Genomic DNA, 17,990 nt, shown 5'->3' on the forward strand with positions numbered 1-17,990 from the left:
AAAGGGGATCATCTAGTGTCAGTCTGAAGTGTAGCGTACTCTTCATCCGTAAAGGCACGGGATCGGGTCAGAAAACGTTTCCCTTCGACCCCTTCAAGCGAAAACATGCCACCGCGCCCATCGACAACATCGATGAGGAGTTGCGTGTGTTTCCAATACGTATACTGATCTTCATGAATATAAAATGGACAGCCGCCAATTGTCCCAATCAATAAATCGTGATCTGCGAGAAATAAATCCCCTTCCGCAAAGCACATCGGTGAACTGCCATCACAACACCCCCCGGATTGATGAAAGATGAGGGGTCCATGCTTTGCTCGTAACTTGTCAATCAACTCGAGCGTCGCCGCTGTAGCAAGGACACGTTCAACCATACGGACACTTCCTTTCTTCGCTTAGAAGAAACCGAGTTTGTTCGGGCTATAGCTGACAAGAAGGTTTTTCGTCCGCTGGTAATGATTGAGCATCATTTTATGATTTTCTCGACCAATCCCGGACATCTTGTAACCGCCGAATGCCGCATGGGCAGGGTACTGATGGTAACAGTTCGTCCAGACACGTCCTGCTTCAATCGCCCGTCCGAAGCGATAGGCACGGTTCATGTCGCGCGTCCATACACCGGCACCGAGACCATATAACGTATCGTTCGCAATCTCAAGCGCTTCGTCATCCGTTTTGAACGTCGTGACGGACAGAACCGGTCCAAAAATTTCTTCTTGGAAAATCCGCATCTTGTTGTGCCCTTTAAAGATCGTCGGCTGGATGTAGAAACCGTCCGCAAGATCGCCGTCCATCTGATTGCGTTCTCCACCAATCAGGCATTCTGCGCCTTCTGATTTACCGATTTCTAGATAAGATAGAATTTTTTCCATTTGTTCATTCGATGCTTGTGCACCCATCATGACGTCGCCGTCAAGTGGATTTCCGAGTTTGATTGCTTTGACGCGTTCAAGTACCCGCTCCATGAACGGTTCATAAATCGACTCCTGAATCAACGCCCGCGATGGACAGGTACAGACTTCCCCTTGATTCAAGGCAAACATTAGTAACCCTTCGATTGCTTTATCGAAAAAGGCGTCATCGGCGTCCATAATATCTTCAAAGAAGATGTTCGGAGATTTTCCACCTAATTCAAGTGTGACGGGAATAATGTTTTGTGACGCATACTGCATGATTAAGCGACCTGTCGTCGTTTCACCCGTGAAGGCGATTTTCGCAATCCGTTTGCTCGACGCAAGTGGTTTCCCTGCCTCTAAGCCAAACCCGTTGACGATATTCAAGACGCCTGCCGGGAGCAAGTCTTCAATCATTTCAGTCAAGATTAAAATACTTGCCGGTGTCTGTTCTGCCGGTTTTAAGACGACACAGTTTCCGGCAGCTAATGCCGGTGCTAGTTTCCAGACTGCCATCAGAATCGGGAAGTTCCACGGAATGATTTGACCGACGACGCCGAGCGGCTCATGAAAATGATAGGCGACGGTATCGTTATCAAGTTCCCCGACAGATCCTTCTTGCGCCCGGATGACACCGGCGAAATAACGGAAATGATCAATCGCCAGTGGTAAATCTGCGTTTAACGTCTCGCGGACGGCTTTCCCGTTTTCTAGCGTCTCGGCGTAGGCTAAAAGTTCTAAATTTTCTTCCATCCGATTGGCGATTTTATTTAAGATGTTCGACCGTTCCGTGACCGATGTTTTTCCCCACGCCTCTTTGGCTGCGTGTGCGGCATCGAGTGCTAATTCGATATCTTCTTTTGTCGAACGCGCGACTTGGCATAATACCTTCCCGGTGACCGGTGTGATGTCATCAAAATATTCTCCATTGACAGGTGCCGTCCATTTCCCGTTGATGAAATTTTCATAACGATCTCTGTACTGTACTTTTGACCCTTGTGTGTTTGGAATCTCGTAAATCATGACTGTTTTCCTCCCTCAAATAAAATGGTCAACCCGAGAAGTTTTTTTGTATGCGCTTTCATTTTGGTCCCCCGTAAAAAACCCCTCATGTACATACTAACAAATAAGTATGAAAAGTCAAAATTTTCCGTTAACTTTTTTGAGTGAAAAATGCAAGACAGGAAACGATTATCGCCCCCTGTCTTGCATCTCTTAATCAACCTCTTATGAACGCGTCGTGTCGATGCCATCTTCATTATCTGACGGCGAGTCTGAGTTTCCGAAGTCACTGACTTTACTAAAGCCATCCGTATCTCCATCAATATCTTTTCCCGTCGCTGTAACAGATGGATCGAGTACATCCTCTTCGACCGGACGTTGTTGCTCATTCAAGCTATTTTTTTCAGCTTCTTCTTTCGCATCATCAATGCATAAGAGTGTTTCAGGAATGATATCGAGACGCTCTAGCTCGATTTCTTTTCCACATACCTTACAGATTCCGTACGTGCCTTCTTCGATTGCTTTTAGGGCAAGATCGACGTCAGATAACATGTCTGTTTCTAAATCCGTGATCGCTTGATCCCGTTCCCGTAAGAATAATTCGTCACCTGAATCTCCAGGATGATTATCATAACTTGAAAGTGCGCCTTCGTCGTAATCTGTTTCACGGTTCTCGATGTTCGATTCCGTTTTATCTTTTTCCTTAAGTAGACGTTCTTTGAATTCCTCGATTTGTTTCGCTGACAACATGTTCATCATCTCCAATTCTCTATTCTGCTCTAATTATGTTTTAGCCGAATCAGAGGTATCTTAAACGTTTAGTTGCCGTTTATCAAAATCAGGCGAGAATACTCCCACCTCTAAGCGTCTCAGGGCGAAGCCCAGCGCAGGTGGGAGATGAATCGCCTTCGGGCAAGACTTGTCTTGAGACACGTCACAGCGTGTAGACAAACTAGATGGAAGGTCACTTGAATGTGATCTCCCATCTTTTTTTGCTCTCTCTTTCCTCCCTAATCGTCTTCCTGTGGCAAACATCGCGCCGCTTCGCTTCGCTGCAGGGTCGCTCCTGTTTGCTTTCCACTAGGAAGCGATTAGATCGGAAATCGAGGCTTTTTTAGCTTTCTTTCATATTATAAAGTAAAAGAAATATACCACGAAGGAGGGTTTCCCATGATAGGAAAACGAAATCAACCCCATCGTTCTGAAAACATCACGGTCACACTCGAACAATTGGTTCCTGCGGACCACTTGGTCCGCAAGGTCGATCAGGTGATGGACTTTCAATTCATCTATCCATTGGTTGAAAAGTTGTACTGTGAAAATAACGGAAGACCTAGCGTGGATCCTGTTCTCTTAATCAAGATGGCTCTCCTTCAATATTTATTCGGTATTCCTTCTATGCGGAAGACGATCCAAGAAATCGAAACGAACGTCGCCTATCGTTGGTTTCTAGGACTTGGATTGGATGAAAAGGTTCCTCATTTTTCAACCTTCGGAAAAAACTATGTCCGACGCTTCCAAGACACGACGATTTTTGAAGATATCTTCTACAAAATTCTGACCCAAGGCGTCGATGCTGGATTCGTGGACCCAGTGGTCCTGTTTATCGATTCGACACACGTCAAAGCAAATGCGAATAAGCGGAAATATAAAAAGAAACATGTTCGTCGTGCAGCACGTTTTTATCAAGATGAACTGGAACAAGAAATCAATGATGATCGTGAGGCGCACGGAAAAAAGCGTTTTACCCCCAAGAAGAAGGACGAGAATGATCGACGTTTGACGAAGGAGAGTACCACGGATTCTGAGTCAGGATATTACGTGAAGGGGGAGCGTGAAAAGCAGTTCGCCTATTCCTTTCATACAGCGTGTGATCGGAATGGCTTTGTACTCGGGACAATTGTCACACCAGGTAATATTCACGATAGTATCATTTTAAATCCCTTGCTCGAGCTCATCATCCACCGTTTTACCGTCCCGTTTGCAGTCGTCGCAGACTCCGCCTATAAAACCGCCCCCATCGTACATTTACTTCTCAGACAGTGTATTTTGCCAGTCTTCCCCTACACTCGCCCCAAAGGGGTGAAAGGTATGTTCAAAACGAATGCCTTTTATAATGATGCGTATTACGACTGCTATCTCTGTGAAAATAATCAGCAGCTTGTCTATCGAACAACTACACGGGAAGGGAGACGGGAGTACGTATCAGATCCAAAAATCTGTGAAACTTGTCCATTTCTAGAACGGTGTACGAAAAGTCAGACGATGCAGAAAGTGATTCATCGGCATGTCTGGCAAGATGCAATCGACGAAGTCGAGCGCCTTCGCCACACACCGGTTAATAGGCAGCTGTATGCCCGACGAAAAGAGACAATCGAACGTGTCTTTGCGGACGCGAAAGAAAAGCATGGCATGCGTTGGACTCGCTACCGCGGGTTAAAAAAGTAACGATGCATACCATGCTCACTTTTGCTGCCCTGAACCTCAAAAAATTGGCCAATTAGTCATGTGATTCCAGTCGGAATCCTAATGGAGTGTCATATTTTTTACGCATACATAAGACAAACCCTCATTTCCAAGTGGATATGAGGGTTTGTCTTATGTATGCGACGTGTCTTGAGACACGTCAACTGCACGACATTCTTGGTTTAAAAACACTCAAAATCAGGAATAAAATCAATGTCATGTTCTTTGAAAACTGAAGATATAGGGTTGTGACAGGGAGTTCGTCTGTCACGTAAAATCTTCAACGTTCACCTTGCGAATGACCGAAGTAGCGAAAACCAAGCAAAGTAGGCATCCGCGTAAAAGAAACTGACAAGATTAACTCTCAACCTTCGGGACGACGGGGTTAGCCTGATAAAGTTTCGACCGATAGGTCGGATAACTCAGGAATCTTCCACCTCTTAGAGTAGCGTAGGTGGAGGTAGTTCAAGAACATTTGTACGAACGAATCGACCCACGATAATCACAGATGACGGTCATGCATTCCTGCCCATCATGAAAACAAATTTGATGGCTTCTGCCATTCTTAGAAGTCGTGATATCATCAATCCATAGTCGTGATTCGTCTGCTGAAGATAACATCGCTACTTTTTCCCGAATCGAAAATAAGTCAAATGGCAATAAATTCAATGATTGAATCACGAGACCATATTTCCGGAACAACGGATCGAGTTGGTACTGCGATAAACTATATAAACTTTTTTCCGAACCACCGATCAACAATTGGATTGAATGCGAAGGTTCATGGCTATCGATCCGTTCCTTTTGAAGAATGATTCTTCCACGAACGCCAGACTCGTCGAAGATGCTTTGTACACGGTCTTGGGTAAACCGTAAACTTGACTCTTTAACATGAAGAACGAGATGCGCGAATTCCGCAAAGTCTGGTTTTCCGATTTCAAGGGATGGGATGTGTCTGACTTCTTCACGTTCAATGATTTCAATCAAATCACGCTCGATTTGCGGATCAACCGTCTTTTCTGCATAAACACGGACATCGACGACATATTGATCAATCACGGTATTGACTTCAAGTGTATACATCAATCCTGTATTTTTATCTTGTTCAATCATCAATCTATTTAAAATCAATTGATGCAATAAGTCGACAGGTGTGTAGGAAAGAAACTGACTCGTATAAATCAAGTTTTTGAAACTACCCGATTTCCCATTCTTTGGTCGAGAACCATTGATCATATAGACGTTCACTTTATAATTCAGCATGTTTCCACCTTCTTATAGTAAAAATCGAAACAGACAGGTTCCGTTTCTATAGCGTACAATCTATTTGATGGAAATAATATTCGTTTTCGAATATTCCAAATCTCGTATACAAATTCTAGTTCATTTATGTTAAGAATAGACATCGTTAAAAAGAAATCTGGCGTGCATCCTCAGTGATGCACGCCAGATTTCTTTACCCTTCCCTAACTACTTAAGCAAGCGAATTGATTGAATCATTGATTTGATTATATTGGCTGATGATTAATTGACCGAGACGCTCATTCGGCTGAAGGCCAAGATACGTCACTAAAGTCTCTTCGATCCCCTTTGTTTCGATAAATGTTTTCAATTCAACAGATTCCGAATCATTCGGGTCAAAATACGTTAAGGCCGCTGCGATTCCGAGTGCTAGTCCGTTCGCTTCGATGCCACGCTCCATCAATTCGCGCGCTGGTTTGACAAGGCGATCATTCGGACTGAGTTTACGGATTGGCGAACGGGCAACACGAACGATTTCGTCATGAATCCGCGGATTTTCGAACCGTTGAATATTCTTTTGGATATAAGCACTATGCTCTTTCGCGTCAAACCCGTATTTTTCTAGTAACAACCATCCTGTTTCGTAAAGAGCCGCCTGGACCCCACGTCGGACACGATGATCTTGCAGGCTTTGGGCAATCGTTTCATTTTCGAATAATGCACCTAGATACGATGTGAGTGCATGACCTGTGTTGACAGTGAACAGCTTTCGTTCGATGAATGGTGTAATTTCCTCGACATATGTTACGCCTTCTAAAACTGGATAATCTGCCGGCAATCGTTTCGTTTCAATCACCCATTCAAAAAATGGTTCGACTTCAACATACAACGGATCTTCATGACGCTGAAGCGGTACGATACGGTCGACCGCTGCATTCGGAAAATAACTTGTAGCTTCAGTTAACGTCGTATGACGCGCCACTTCTGTTTGTAAGTGTGTCGATCCACCAATCATGTTTTCACAAGCGACGACATAAATGGGGTGATTTTTTGTTCGTTTTTTTAACCCTTTAGCAATCAGGGGTGCAATTTTCGAAAGCAGTGCTGGTCCGACAGCCGTCGTGACAATCTCTGCATCTGCAATTGCTGCGATGACATCGTTTGCTTCCGTCATACTATTGAGTGCCGTAACACCAGTCACGGTCTCATTTGCCATTCCTTCAGCTGCATAGCCGACTTCATATGTGCCTCGAGACTTTAACTCGTCTACCACGGTCGTGTTGACGTCAACAAAACAAACTTCGTAGTTTGACTTCACAAGTTGTAATCCGATGAAGCCACGTCCAATATTACCTGCTCCAAAATGAACGGCTTTCATTTTTACACCTCCATCGATAACAGTTCGATGATTTCTTGCTTCGTTTTCGCTTGAATCAACTGCTCGACATTGTCTTCATCTGAGCAAATTACTGCGATATTTGACAAAATCTCCAAATGCTCATCACCGACACCAGCAATCCCAATGATTAATTTTGCTGGTTCAGTACCGAACGTTACACCGCCCGGGACTTGAAGAATCGATAATCCTGATTTTTCGACTTCACTTTTTGCTTCTTCCGTACCGTGTGGAATCGCCACATGATTTCCGATATATACACTCGACATTTCGTTTCGTGCTAACATCGAGTCCACATAGGCCGGGCGGACAAAACCGTGATCGACGAGGAGTTTCCCCGCCGCACGAATTGCCGCTTCTTCTGAATCGAATCGCTGATCGAGTAAAATCATATCTTCTGTGAGTTTCATTGCTGTCGCCATTGTAAATCCCCCTCTAATTTTTAAGAAATTTTATTACGTGCCTTTTCAATTTCTTGAACGAGCTGATCGTAATAGGCAGCATTCAAGAAGTTTTCGACCGAGCGATGTTCTGCATCCGGAACTTGTTCGACTGCACGTTCCGTCAAATCTTGGTGCGTAATGACGAACTCTGCGTCTGCTGGCAGGTTACTGATTGACGTGTTCGTCACCTTAATCGGCAAGCCAGCCTTGTTGATCTTATTCCGGAGAACGGAAGCTCCCATCGCACTTGACCCCATACCAGCATCACACGCAAAGATGATGTGTTCGACTTCAGCGAGTGTTTTTTTAGAATCTGCTGCGACAAGTGATGACGTGATTGAACTCTTACCTTTCATTGCACCGACATTCGCCGTTGCTTCTTCAAGTGACGTTTCCTTCGCTTTGCTTGTTTTGAGTAGGACAGCAGAAATTACGAACGTGACCGTTGCAGAGATGAGAACACCCGCAATCAAGCCGACATATGACCCACGTGCTGCCATCGCAAGAACAGCGATGATACTACCTGGTGAAGCCGGAGCGACAAGACCGACATCAAATATGACGAATGTCAAGATCCCACTCATTCCACCCGCGATCATACCGAGAAGAAGAACTGGCTTCATTAATACGTACGGGAAGTAAATTTCATGAATCCCACCGATGAACTGGATGAATGCAGCACCTGGCGCAGTTTTTTTCGCTGCTCCTGAACCAAAGACTGAGTATGCGAGTAACAATCCAAGCCCTGGGCCCGGGTTCGCTTCAAGTAAGAACAAAACGGATTTTCCTGCTTCACTGACTTGATCGAGACCAAGCGGACTTAAAATTCCGTGGTTGATGGCGTTATTTAAGAATAAGATTTTTGCGGGTTCGATGAAGAGACTCGCAAGTGGTAATAATTGTGCGCTGACGATTGCACCAACTGCTGCCGCCATAACATCATCCAACCCAGTCATGATCGGACCGAAAATTTCAAATCCTCCAATCATCAACAAACCACCGATGATGCCGACAGAGAAGTTGTTAACGAGCATTTCTAAACCTGGTTTCACTTTTCCTTCGATGAAATGATCAAATTTCTTGATGACGAATCCACCGAGAGGCCCCATGATCATTGCTCCAAGGAACATCGGAATTTCCGTCCCGACGATGACACCCATCGTCGCGAGCGCCCCGACGACACCCCCTCGAACGTCATGCATCAATTTACCACCAGTAAAACCAATTAAGAGCGGTAAGAGATACGTGATTGTCGGACCTACTAACTCCGCTAAACTTGCATTTGGAGCCCAACCGGTTGGAATGAATAGTGCTGTAATGATTCCCCAAGCGATGAATGCACCGATATTCGGCATGACCATCCCACTTAAAAAACTCCCGAATCGTTGTACTTGTACCCGTAATCCACGGATTCCTTTAGTTGCAGTTGCCATCTCTATAGCCTCCATTTCAATAAATTCAATTAGCCGTTCTTTGCTACATGTTTATTGTATATTGATTGCAAACGCTTACTCAATCTTACCTAGTTCGCGTTTTGGCAAGGTAGTTGGACAAGTAAAAAAGATAGTACGGCAGACAATGAAAAATGGAATTCGTCTCATGACGAATTCCATTTTTCATTGTCTATTCGATTCATTCATCACATCAAACTTCCGTAACGTTCAACTCCCGTTCAATGACTTTGCGGAACGTTTCATTGAGGACACCATCCAGTTGTTGTTCATCGCCATATTCAAACTCAGTCGTCCGTTCTTCACTTTCAATGATTGCACCACTGATTGAACTCAGCAATTGAAGAAGTTCATCCGGTGCTTGTTCGGGCGCGACAAGTACTAAAATCCGCTCAACCGGATGGATGACTTGATCCATTCCGAGCAAATCGATAGCTTGATTCAGCTCAAACATTAAAAAGGCGCCCTGTTTGATTGAACTGTCACGTCCATGGAATAACGCGAGCCGTGTCCCCGGAATTCCAAGGCCTGACATTTCATGCCGCCGCAACAATTGTGTCGACAGCTGGACCGCTGAATGCGCGATATCTTTCGTAACCATCACATTACTTACTTCAAGAAGCAGCTCTTCTAGCCCTTCTGACTGCGAAGCAATCGACTCAATTGAAAAAAGTGCCGTCAATTCACGTGCCGTTTTCACGAGTTGTTCTAATCGTTTTAAATCTAACCACCCCTGTACCGCTTTCCGGACAGGTGGTTTAAATGATTTCGGAAGCGAGACAAGCAGTTTTCTGACGCGATCGACTTCATCTTGCGGAAGTAAGGGGTTGACGAGCAAATGTGGTTGACTGATATCCGGCAACGGAACCGTCGATAATACAAAGTCGTAATCAGTTAAATTCAAACGATCAATCCCGAACAAGGAAGAATTTTCGATTTGATCAAGTTCTAAAAACTCTTGTCGCAACCGGTTCATTAATAATTTGGAAGAGCCAAGTCCTGCTGAACAAACGACCAGAACGCGATACGGAACTTTTACGACAGGTCTACTCAAAACCGCCCCAAAATGCATCACCCAAAATGCTAAATCATGATCGGCAAACGCTTGATCCGAAAAGACGGTTTGCGCCACTTGTTTAACCGAATAGAACAACCGTGAATACTCCCTTTCAATCTGCTTGATGACATAAGACGGATTGACGACGTTTTGTCGCGTATAGGACATGATATGGGAAACAAGTCCCCGCTCAAGGGCACTGTCTTCTGTAAACTGCTCTCCATATAAAAGAGAGACTTCCTCAATCAATCGCTTGACGCGCAATCGAATGACCAATTCTTCGGAACTGTCTAGTTGATCTTGTTGAAAATTGCGTAGTTCTTCTGAAATCCATTGACGCTCCGCAACTGTCAACACATAGGGTAGACGTCGTCCGATGACATCGACCCGTTGAAGCACTTCGACCGGGTACGTTTTCAATTCATAGCGCATCGGAAACATTTCCATCCGCATCGCTTGGAGCGCTAAACTAAGTGTGGCTCGCATAATTGACCGGTCGCTCAGTTCCTGTTGCTTTATTACGGGAGCGATTACTGCATAGGATTGATTGATTGCTTCGACCCACTGATTACGCACCGGATGCAAAAGATCGGGTAATTGATTAAGATCCCCTTGAAGCAACCGGTAAAAGGACAATACATCCCATTGCGTGAAAATAAGCGAAAGCAATAAACGACGCTTATTGATTTCTTCGCCGATGACTTCGGCTCCGATTCCCTTCTTCCGTTTCAACTCTAAATCATATTGTTGAAACCATTCATCAATCCGCTCTAAATCTTGACTGATCGTACTCGGTGCGATGTACATCGCATGTGCGAGTGCCTGTAATTTAATCATGCCCGGTTCTTGTAAGAGACGATAAGTGAGCTCAACTTGCCGGTCATCCGTCGAAGGTAGTGACTTATGTGATAATAACAAGGCTTCTCGGAGCTTCCGTTTGTCACTCTCATCTCCAACAATCACTAATCCTCTTCCTCGAATATAATCCAGTCCTAACTGAAAAGAAGCAATTGTTTGAGCAATCGGTTCTCGTTCGCGCTGAATGGTCCGTTCGGACGTTCCAAGCGTTTCTGCGATTTCTTGGACTTGAACAGGCTCTGTTTTTGTCAACAAATAAAATAAGACTTCACGTTCTCGTGTGGAAAACTCAATCACCCTCAATCAACTCTTTTCTTAATACAGTGATCACTTCATCGTAAGCCGCTTCAGACAATAGATGATTGACGATGCATACGCGACAATCCGTCACCCATGTCACTTGGCGGACGATCTTCTCAGGTCCGACAATCAGACGTATTTCAGTAGGTACATCCTTCAGACGATAACTCCGGACATCGACTTGCAACTGCTCCTGTCGCAGACGCTTTCGTAGCACGTTCGCTCCTAGGACGCTTCCTACTAACCCAGAATCACAGACAAATCCGATTTCAAAACGTTTCACGTCATTACCCACCCCTTTTCTTTTATCCTAGCCGATGTCCTCTTGTGTGTGTTAACTTCGCAAGACTTTTTCGACAGTTCTTTTTTGATAATTGTCCCAAGTGATGGACAGAAAAAAAATTATCAACAAAAAAAGTCAAACAGGGAAACTTGAATGTTTCCCTGTGTGACTTCAGCGTGTAGACAAACTCTTATGAAGAGTGAACATGCGATATCGAGCGGCAATCAGCCACGCCGCTACAGCAGAGCTGTCGGGTCGCGACCGATTGCTTTTCGCGGTTCTAAGCTATTCGAGACGGATTGCACTCTAAATCGTCTGCATGCCCGGCTTACCGTCACGGTATTCCTATAAAACGCGTCACATTTCGTTGACTCCTACGGGAAAAAGTGCGTTTTTAACGCACTTTCAGAGGCGGGCAAGACCCTGCTCGTTGTCCGTGAGGTCAAGGAGCAACGGCTTGCGCCTCTACCGAGGAAAGCAACGAAAAAAGACGCTTGATCTCCCGATAGCACGTTATCTACAGCCTGAAGTCAAACAGGAAAACTTAAATGTTTCCCTGTTTGACTTTTAGTCATTTATCCCGTTCGAGTCATCAGTGACAGATGTTGTTCGACTGCTTCCGCCACTTCTCGCCCTTCGCGAATCGCCCAGACAATCAAGGACTGTCCGCGCCGTGCGTCCCCTGCAGCGAAGACACCTTTCCGATTTGTTGCATATCCCTTCGTCTTGATTTTCCCTCGCTCTGATTCAACGATGAGTTGATTCAAGACCGTCTGCTCGACTCCGCTGAAGCCGATTGCAATCAGCATCAAGTCGACCGGATAGTATTTTTCTGTTCCTTCAATTGCTCGGAATTCAACTGTCCCGTCTGCTTGCTTTACTTTTTCATTATGAATCGTCCAAACCCCTGTCAAGCGACCGGAATCACTTGTCGTGTAACGTGTGATCGCGATCAAATATTCGCGAGGATCACGTCCGAATTGATCGAATGCTTCTGCATAGCCGTAGTCAAGTGTAAAGAGGTTCGGTGTATCCGGCCACATGTTGTCGTTCGCCCGGACCTGACCTGGCATTTCATGCTTCCCGAACTGGACGACAGAACGGCAACCCTGTCTGAGTGCCGTCGCGACACAGTCCGCTCCCGTGTCTCCGCCACCGATGACGAGCACATCTTTACCTCGCGTATCGTGTTGCTCAAGCAGGGATTGATTCGACAACAGATGGCGCGTCACGCTTGTTAAATAGTCCATCGCGTAACCGACACCGCTCGTCGGAAGATTTGGAAGCGTTCTTGGTTCCGTTGCACCGACACAAAGAATGACGGCATCAAACGCTTGTTCAAGCTCGTCCAGCGTCACATCAAGACCGATCGTTACGCCGGTCTTAAAGAGAATGCCTTCTGCTTTGAGCAGATTGACACGACGCTCGACGATATCTTTTGATAACTTCATCGCCGGAATCCCGTACGTCAACAGACCTCCGATACGATCTTCCCGTTCAAAAACGGTGACTTGATGCCCTGCTTGGTTCAATTGATCGGCCGCGGCTAGCCCTGCCGGACCAGAACCGACGACTGCCACATGATGGGACGTCCGGTTCAATGGCATCCGCGGAACGACCCATCCTTTTTCAAAGCCGATATCGATGATTGTACGCTCGATCTGTTTGATCGCGACGGCCGGTTCATTAATCGATAACGTACATGAACCTTCGCACGGTGCGGGACAAACACGTCCCGTGAACTCCGGGAAGTTGTTCGTTTGATGCAGGCGCTCGAGCGCTCCTTTAAAGTCTCCTTCTTCGACGAGGAGATTCCACTCGGGAATCAAATTGTAGACCGGACAACCGATTTTGACATGTCCATAGGTCTCGCCGACATGACAAAACGGGGTTCCGCAATCCATACAGCGGCTGGCTTGTTCCGACGCCTCACTTTCAGAAAATGCTTCTTTATATTCATTAAAGTCTTGAATCCGTTCTGTACTGGCGCGCTCTCGTCCGGACTGGCGAGGAACACTCATGAATTTATCGCGTCTTTTCATTATTGACCTCCCGTTCCGCGTCCGAGGTGTGTCTCAAACGCTAACAACATCGCTTCTTCCGTGTTGTGTCCTTTTTTCGCATAATCGGCCATCAATGTCGTGACGACTTGATAGGTCGTCGGAATGACACGAATAAACGAACTCAAAACATGATCCCAGTTTGAAAGAATCGCATGTCCTTGTTCACTGTTCGTCCGTGCGACATGACGTTCGATAAATGTTTTTAAGCGTGCCGCTTCTTCCGTGTCTGTTACTGCGCCCATCGTGACGAGCTCGAGATTGACGCGCGAGCGGAACAACGCGATGTCTTTCGGTAAGACGTAGGCGACACCACCTGACATACCGGCAGCAAAGTTCTTTCCGACGTCACCGAGAATGACGACACTCCCGCCCGTCATATACTCCAAGCCATGATTCCCGATTCCTTCGACGACTGCCGTCGCACCACTGTTTCGGACGGCGAACCGTTCGCCTGCCTGTCCATTGACGTACAGTTCCCCACTCGTCGCACCATAAAGCGCGACGTTACCGATGATGACTTGCTCTGAAGAAACAAAACTCGTCTTCATATCAGGACGAACCGAAAGAATTCCTCCAGATAATCCCTTTCCAACGTAATCATTAGCATCCCCGACGACGTTCAACGTCATTCCGCGAGGTACGTATGCACCTAAGCTTTGTCCGGCTGATCCCGTCAGGTTCAATGTTAGCCGATCGGATGGTAAGCCCATTTCTCCGAACATCCGTGTCAGACGTGATCCGGTATTCGTACCGATTGCCCGGTCTGTATTCGTAATCGCAAGCGCAAATGTTTGTTTTTCCGTAAACGCATCATGATTAAGCAACGGAGCGATTTCACGGTGGTCAAACGACTTCGCGACAGCATGATCTTGTGCTTGTGTCGACGTCGAATCATATGTTGGTTGAACAAGTAGTCGAGAAAAGTCGAGACTGGCTGCTTTCCAGTGATTCGTCAAACGATCCGATGTCACTAAAAGATCCGTCCGTCCAACGAGTTCCGCTAGACTACGGACGCCGAGTTGAGCTAAATATTCACGAACTTCTTCCGCAACGAACGTCATGAAATGGACGACGTGATCGGCAGATCCGGTGAATTTTTCACGCAACTTCGGATCCTGTGTCGCGACACCGACCGGGCACGTATCTAGATGACAGGCACGCATCATGATGCAACCGACGGCAATCAATGGTGCTGTCGCAAATCCATATTCGTTCGCCCCGAGCATCGCTGCGATGACGACATCGCGTCCAGTTAGTAACTTACCGTCCGTTTCTAAGCTGACCCGTTCCCGCAGACCATTCAAGGCTAGCGTTTGATGCGTCTCAGCGAGTCCCAGTTCCCACGGTAAGCCCGTATGTTGGATACTCGTCTTCGGGGAAGCCCCCGTTCCTCCATCATGCCCACTGATGACGATGACATCGGCAAGTCCTTTGGCGACACCGGCAGCAATCGTTCCGACGCCTCCTTTTGCGACAAGCTTAACACTGATCCGCGCCTCGTCATTTGCCCGCTTTAGATCGTGAATCAATTGAGCCAAGTCTTCGATTGAATAAATGTCATGATGTGGTGGTGGTGAAATCAGACCGACACCCGGTGTCGAAGCACGGACCCGCGCAATCCACGGATACACTTTTTCGCCTGGGAGTTGTCCCCCTTCGCCTGGCTTCGCGCCTTGTGCGACTTTAATCTGGAGTTCGTCCGCATGGGTCAAGTAATGACTCGTCACGCCGAACCGACCTGATGCAATCTGTTTAATCCGACTCATCCGTGAGTCACCATTTTCGTCGAGTTGATACCGTTCCTCTTCTTCGCCACCTTCACCACTGTTACTCTTACCACCTAGACGGTTCATCGCAATCGCTAGTGTTTCATGAGCCTCCTTCGATAGTGAACCGTACGACATCGCACCGGTCTTAAAGAATTTGACGATTTCACTCGCGGGTTCGACTTCCTCGAGCGGAATCGGTGTCGTTTCCTTGAACGTCAACAAATGACGCAGGAAGGTTGCGGGTTCTTCTGCAATTTGATTTGAGTACCGTTTAAATAACTGATAGTCCCCAGTTCGGCAAGCATGTTGTAACAAATGAATCGTCGCCGGATTGAACGCATGATGTTCTCCGTCATTACGGTACCGGAAGACACTACCTGATTCCAAGAACGTCCGTTTCGTCCCTTCCTCATGTTGACGCTTTGCTTCTTTTTCAATCAAAGCGAGCGACAGACCACTGAGCTGAGAGACTGTTCCCGTAAAGTAGCGATCGATGACGTCCGTCGAAATCCCGACGGCTTCGAAAATCTGAGCCCCCCGATAACTGAAGACGGTCGAAATCCCCATCTTCGACATGACTTTGACGACCCCCTCCGTCACGGCGTCACGATAACGAACGGCATTGTCCGCGTGTTTTTCACCAATCGCTTCATCGAGTGTCGCATATACAAGGTACGGGTAGATTGCGTCAGCTCCGTAACCGAGCAGCGCCGCGAAGTGATGCACCTCCCGGACTTCTCCCCCTTCGATAATTAAACTGACGTTCGTCCGAAGCCCTTTACGGATTAAATGGTGATGCACGGCACTCGTCACGAGCAGGATCGGCATCGGTATGGCCCCAGGTCGAATGTTCCGGTCAGAAAGAATCAACAACTCACAACCCGATTCGACGGCATGAACCGCTTCTTCGAGGAGCGTTTCAAGTGTTTCTTCCATTTGATTCGTAAACAATGTTGATAACGTTTTTTGTTTCAATTTTGTTTGACTGAGCGCATGCGCTTCAGCCGGAACTAGCACCGGTGAGTTCAAGCGGACCCGACGACAGTTTTTCCGGTTCGGGGTCAATAGTTCACCTTGACGCCCGAGCCAGGTCATCGTTGACGTGACGATTTGTTCACGTAACGCATCGATCGGCGGATTGGTGACTTGGGCAAACAATTGTTTGAAGTAACGGAACAACGATTGTGGTCGCTCACTTAATACAGCGAGCGGGATGTCCGTTCCCATCGCACCAAGCGGATCTTTTTTTTCCTCGACGAGAGGAATCAAGTATTGCTCGATATCTTCTCGCGTGTATCCAAACAGGCGTTGTGTCGTACCTAATTCCTCAATCGTTTCTGAGTGCATTAACGTCGGTAATTGAATCTGTTCTTCTGATAACCATTCGGCATAAGGATGACGCATCGCAAGATCCCGTTTCACTTCTTCGTCAGAAATCAGCTGACCGGAAGCAAAATCAAGCAAGAGGAGCTCACCAGGAATCAAACGTTTCTTATACAAAATCTCTTTTTCTGGAATCGGGAGGACACCTGATTCTGAAGACAACATAAAGTGACCATCGCGCATCATGATATAACGGGCAGGTCTGAGTCCATTTCGGTCAAGTGTCGCGCCGATTTGTTTCCCATTCGTAAATACGATGGCAGACGGACCGTCCCATGGTTCCATCATACTGCTGTGATACTCGTAATAAGCACGTTTCGCCGGTCGCACTTCCGCATGCTCGAATGGCTCTGGAACCAGCATTAAAGCCGTTTCCGCTAACGTCAAACCAGACAAGTATAAAAATTCAAACGCATTATCGAGCATCGACGAGTCACTTCCTGATTCATCGAGGATTGGGAGCACATCATCTGCACGGCGACCATACGTCGTTTTCGCAAGACTTTTTTCGCGTCCACGCATCGCTTGAATATTGCCTTGTAACGTATTGATTTCTCCATTATGAATCAAATAGCGGTTCGGGTGAGCTCGTTTCCAACTCGGGAAGGTGTTCGTGCTAAAACGCGAGTGAACAATCGCAAACCCCGATTGGTACCGTTCATCACGTAAATCATCAAAATACTGACCGAGCTGATCTGTAGTGACAAGTCCTTTATAGACGATTGTCTCACTCGAACTACTGAGCACGTACTGTTCGATTCCGAGACGATTTGCTTCTCGTTCAAAAGAACGACGAATCATGAATAACGTTCGTTCGAAGGCCAACCCTTCAATGTCCTTCGCTTCAATGAAGCATTGGCGAATGACCGGTTCTGTTTGACGTGCTTTTTCACCAATCACTGTATTCGAGACCGGTACCGTTCTCCACTCAATCAACCGTTGTCCTTCTGATAAAATAATTGATTCTACAGCGCGTTCGAGTCGCTGTCTCGACCGTTCCTCCCGAGGCAGGAACATCATCATGACACCATAATCTCCTTTTTTCGGTAAGGTTACATTCCGAAATGTCTCCCGAAAGAGACGGTCGGGAATTTGAGTCAAGACACCGGCACCATCCCCTGTTTTCGCATCGCTCCCCTGTCCGCCTCGATGCTCCATCTGACAGAGCATCGCGAGTGCATTTTCGACGATTTCATGGCTCGGTCTCCCGGTTCGGTGCGCATAGACTCCGATTCCACACGCATCATGTTCTTGCTTCGGATCATATAAACCTTGCCGTTCAGGCAATTGATGAAATGACATAATTTCACTCTCCTTAACACGTTCTAAATTTTCTGTATATTCAGTTAAAATATACTTTACACTCTTTTATGATTATTCGCCA

General features: G+C 46.5%; 11 protein-coding genes and 1 pseudogene. 1 reads left to right on the forward strand and 11 read right to left on the reverse strand.

Annotation, left to right across the window (positions count from 1 at the left end):
- Positions 1-8: 8 nt before the first annotated feature.
- The 3 genes from AC0VYQ_RS08850 to AC0VYQ_RS08860 form a co-directional block, all read right to left on the reverse strand.
- Positions 9-374 (reverse strand): DUF779 domain-containing protein, encoded by a 366-nt coding sequence (locus AC0VYQ_RS08850; RefSeq protein WP_029330465.1) that lies wholly within the window; start codon positions 372-374, stop codon positions 9-11.
- 21 nt (positions 375-395) lie between these two features.
- Entirely contained in the window at positions 396-1,916 is a 1,521-nt protein-coding gene (gene adh / locus AC0VYQ_RS08855) for an aldehyde dehydrogenase (RefSeq protein ID WP_475403439.1), read from the reverse strand.
- A gap of 204 nt (positions 1,917-2,120) precedes the next feature.
- Positions 2,121-2,645 (reverse strand): TraR/DksA C4-type zinc finger protein, encoded by a 525-nt coding sequence (locus AC0VYQ_RS08860; protein WP_029330472.1) that lies wholly within the window; start codon positions 2,643-2,645, stop codon positions 2,121-2,123.
- 420 nt (positions 2,646-3,065) lie between these two features.
- On the opposite strand from AC0VYQ_RS08860, the pseudogene AC0VYQ_RS08865 reads away from it, so the two are divergent.
- Positions 3,066-4,399, forward strand: a pseudogene (locus AC0VYQ_RS08865) (IS1182 family transposase).
- A gap of 427 nt (positions 4,400-4,826) precedes the next feature.
- Here the strand turns inward: AC0VYQ_RS08865 and AC0VYQ_RS08870 are convergent.
- The 8 genes from AC0VYQ_RS08870 to gltB form a co-directional block, all read right to left on the reverse strand.
- Positions 4,827-5,624 (reverse strand): hypothetical protein, encoded by a 798-nt coding sequence (locus AC0VYQ_RS08870; protein WP_029330473.1) that lies wholly within the window; start codon positions 5,622-5,624, stop codon positions 4,827-4,829.
- 211 nt (positions 5,625-5,835) lie between these two features.
- The gene (locus AC0VYQ_RS08875) at positions 5,836-6,981 is read right to left on the reverse strand and encodes a mannitol-1-phosphate 5-dehydrogenase (RefSeq protein WP_214891929.1); all 1,146 of its coding nucleotides are present in this window, start codon (positions 6,979-6,981) and stop codon (positions 5,836-5,838) included.
- Positions 6,982-6,983: 2 nt separating this feature from the next.
- Complete coding sequence (locus AC0VYQ_RS08880) at positions 6,984-7,421, reverse strand: PTS mannitol transporter subunit IIA (protein WP_214891931.1); 438 nt, start codon at positions 7,419-7,421, stop codon at positions 6,984-6,986.
- A gap of 20 nt (positions 7,422-7,441) precedes the next feature.
- Positions 7,442-8,875: a PTS mannitol transporter subunit IIBC gene (locus tag AC0VYQ_RS08885; protein WP_214891934.1), complete on the reverse strand. Its 1,434-nt coding sequence runs from the start codon at positions 8,873-8,875 to the stop codon at positions 7,442-7,444.
- Positions 8,876-9,086: 211 nt separating this feature from the next.
- Positions 9,087-11,105 carry a BglG family transcription antiterminator gene (locus AC0VYQ_RS08890; RefSeq protein WP_475403440.1) on the reverse strand — a complete coding sequence of 673 codons (2,019 nt, stop codon included), beginning with the start codon at positions 11,103-11,105 and terminating at the stop codon, positions 9,087-9,089.
- On the reverse strand, positions 11,098-11,391 hold the full coding sequence (locus AC0VYQ_RS08895; RefSeq protein ID WP_214891938.1) for a PTS sugar transporter subunit IIB: 294 nt from the start codon (positions 11,389-11,391) through the stop codon (positions 11,098-11,100). The genes AC0VYQ_RS08890 and AC0VYQ_RS08895 overlap by 8 nt, the downstream gene beginning before the upstream one ends.
- Positions 11,392-11,966: 575 nt before the next feature.
- Complete coding sequence (locus AC0VYQ_RS08900) at positions 11,967-13,433, reverse strand: glutamate synthase subunit beta (RefSeq protein WP_215115378.1); 1,467 nt, start codon at positions 13,431-13,433, stop codon at positions 11,967-11,969.
- Positions 13,433-17,908: a glutamate synthase large subunit gene (gltB, locus tag AC0VYQ_RS08905; protein WP_475403441.1), complete on the reverse strand. Its 4,476-nt coding sequence runs from the start codon at positions 17,906-17,908 to the stop codon at positions 13,433-13,435. The genes AC0VYQ_RS08900 and gltB overlap by 1 nt, the downstream gene beginning before the upstream one ends.
- Positions 17,909-17,990 lie beyond the last annotated feature (82 nt).

The sequence above is a fragment of the Exiguobacterium sp. QJM3NY_9 genome (genome assembly GCF_056173545.1).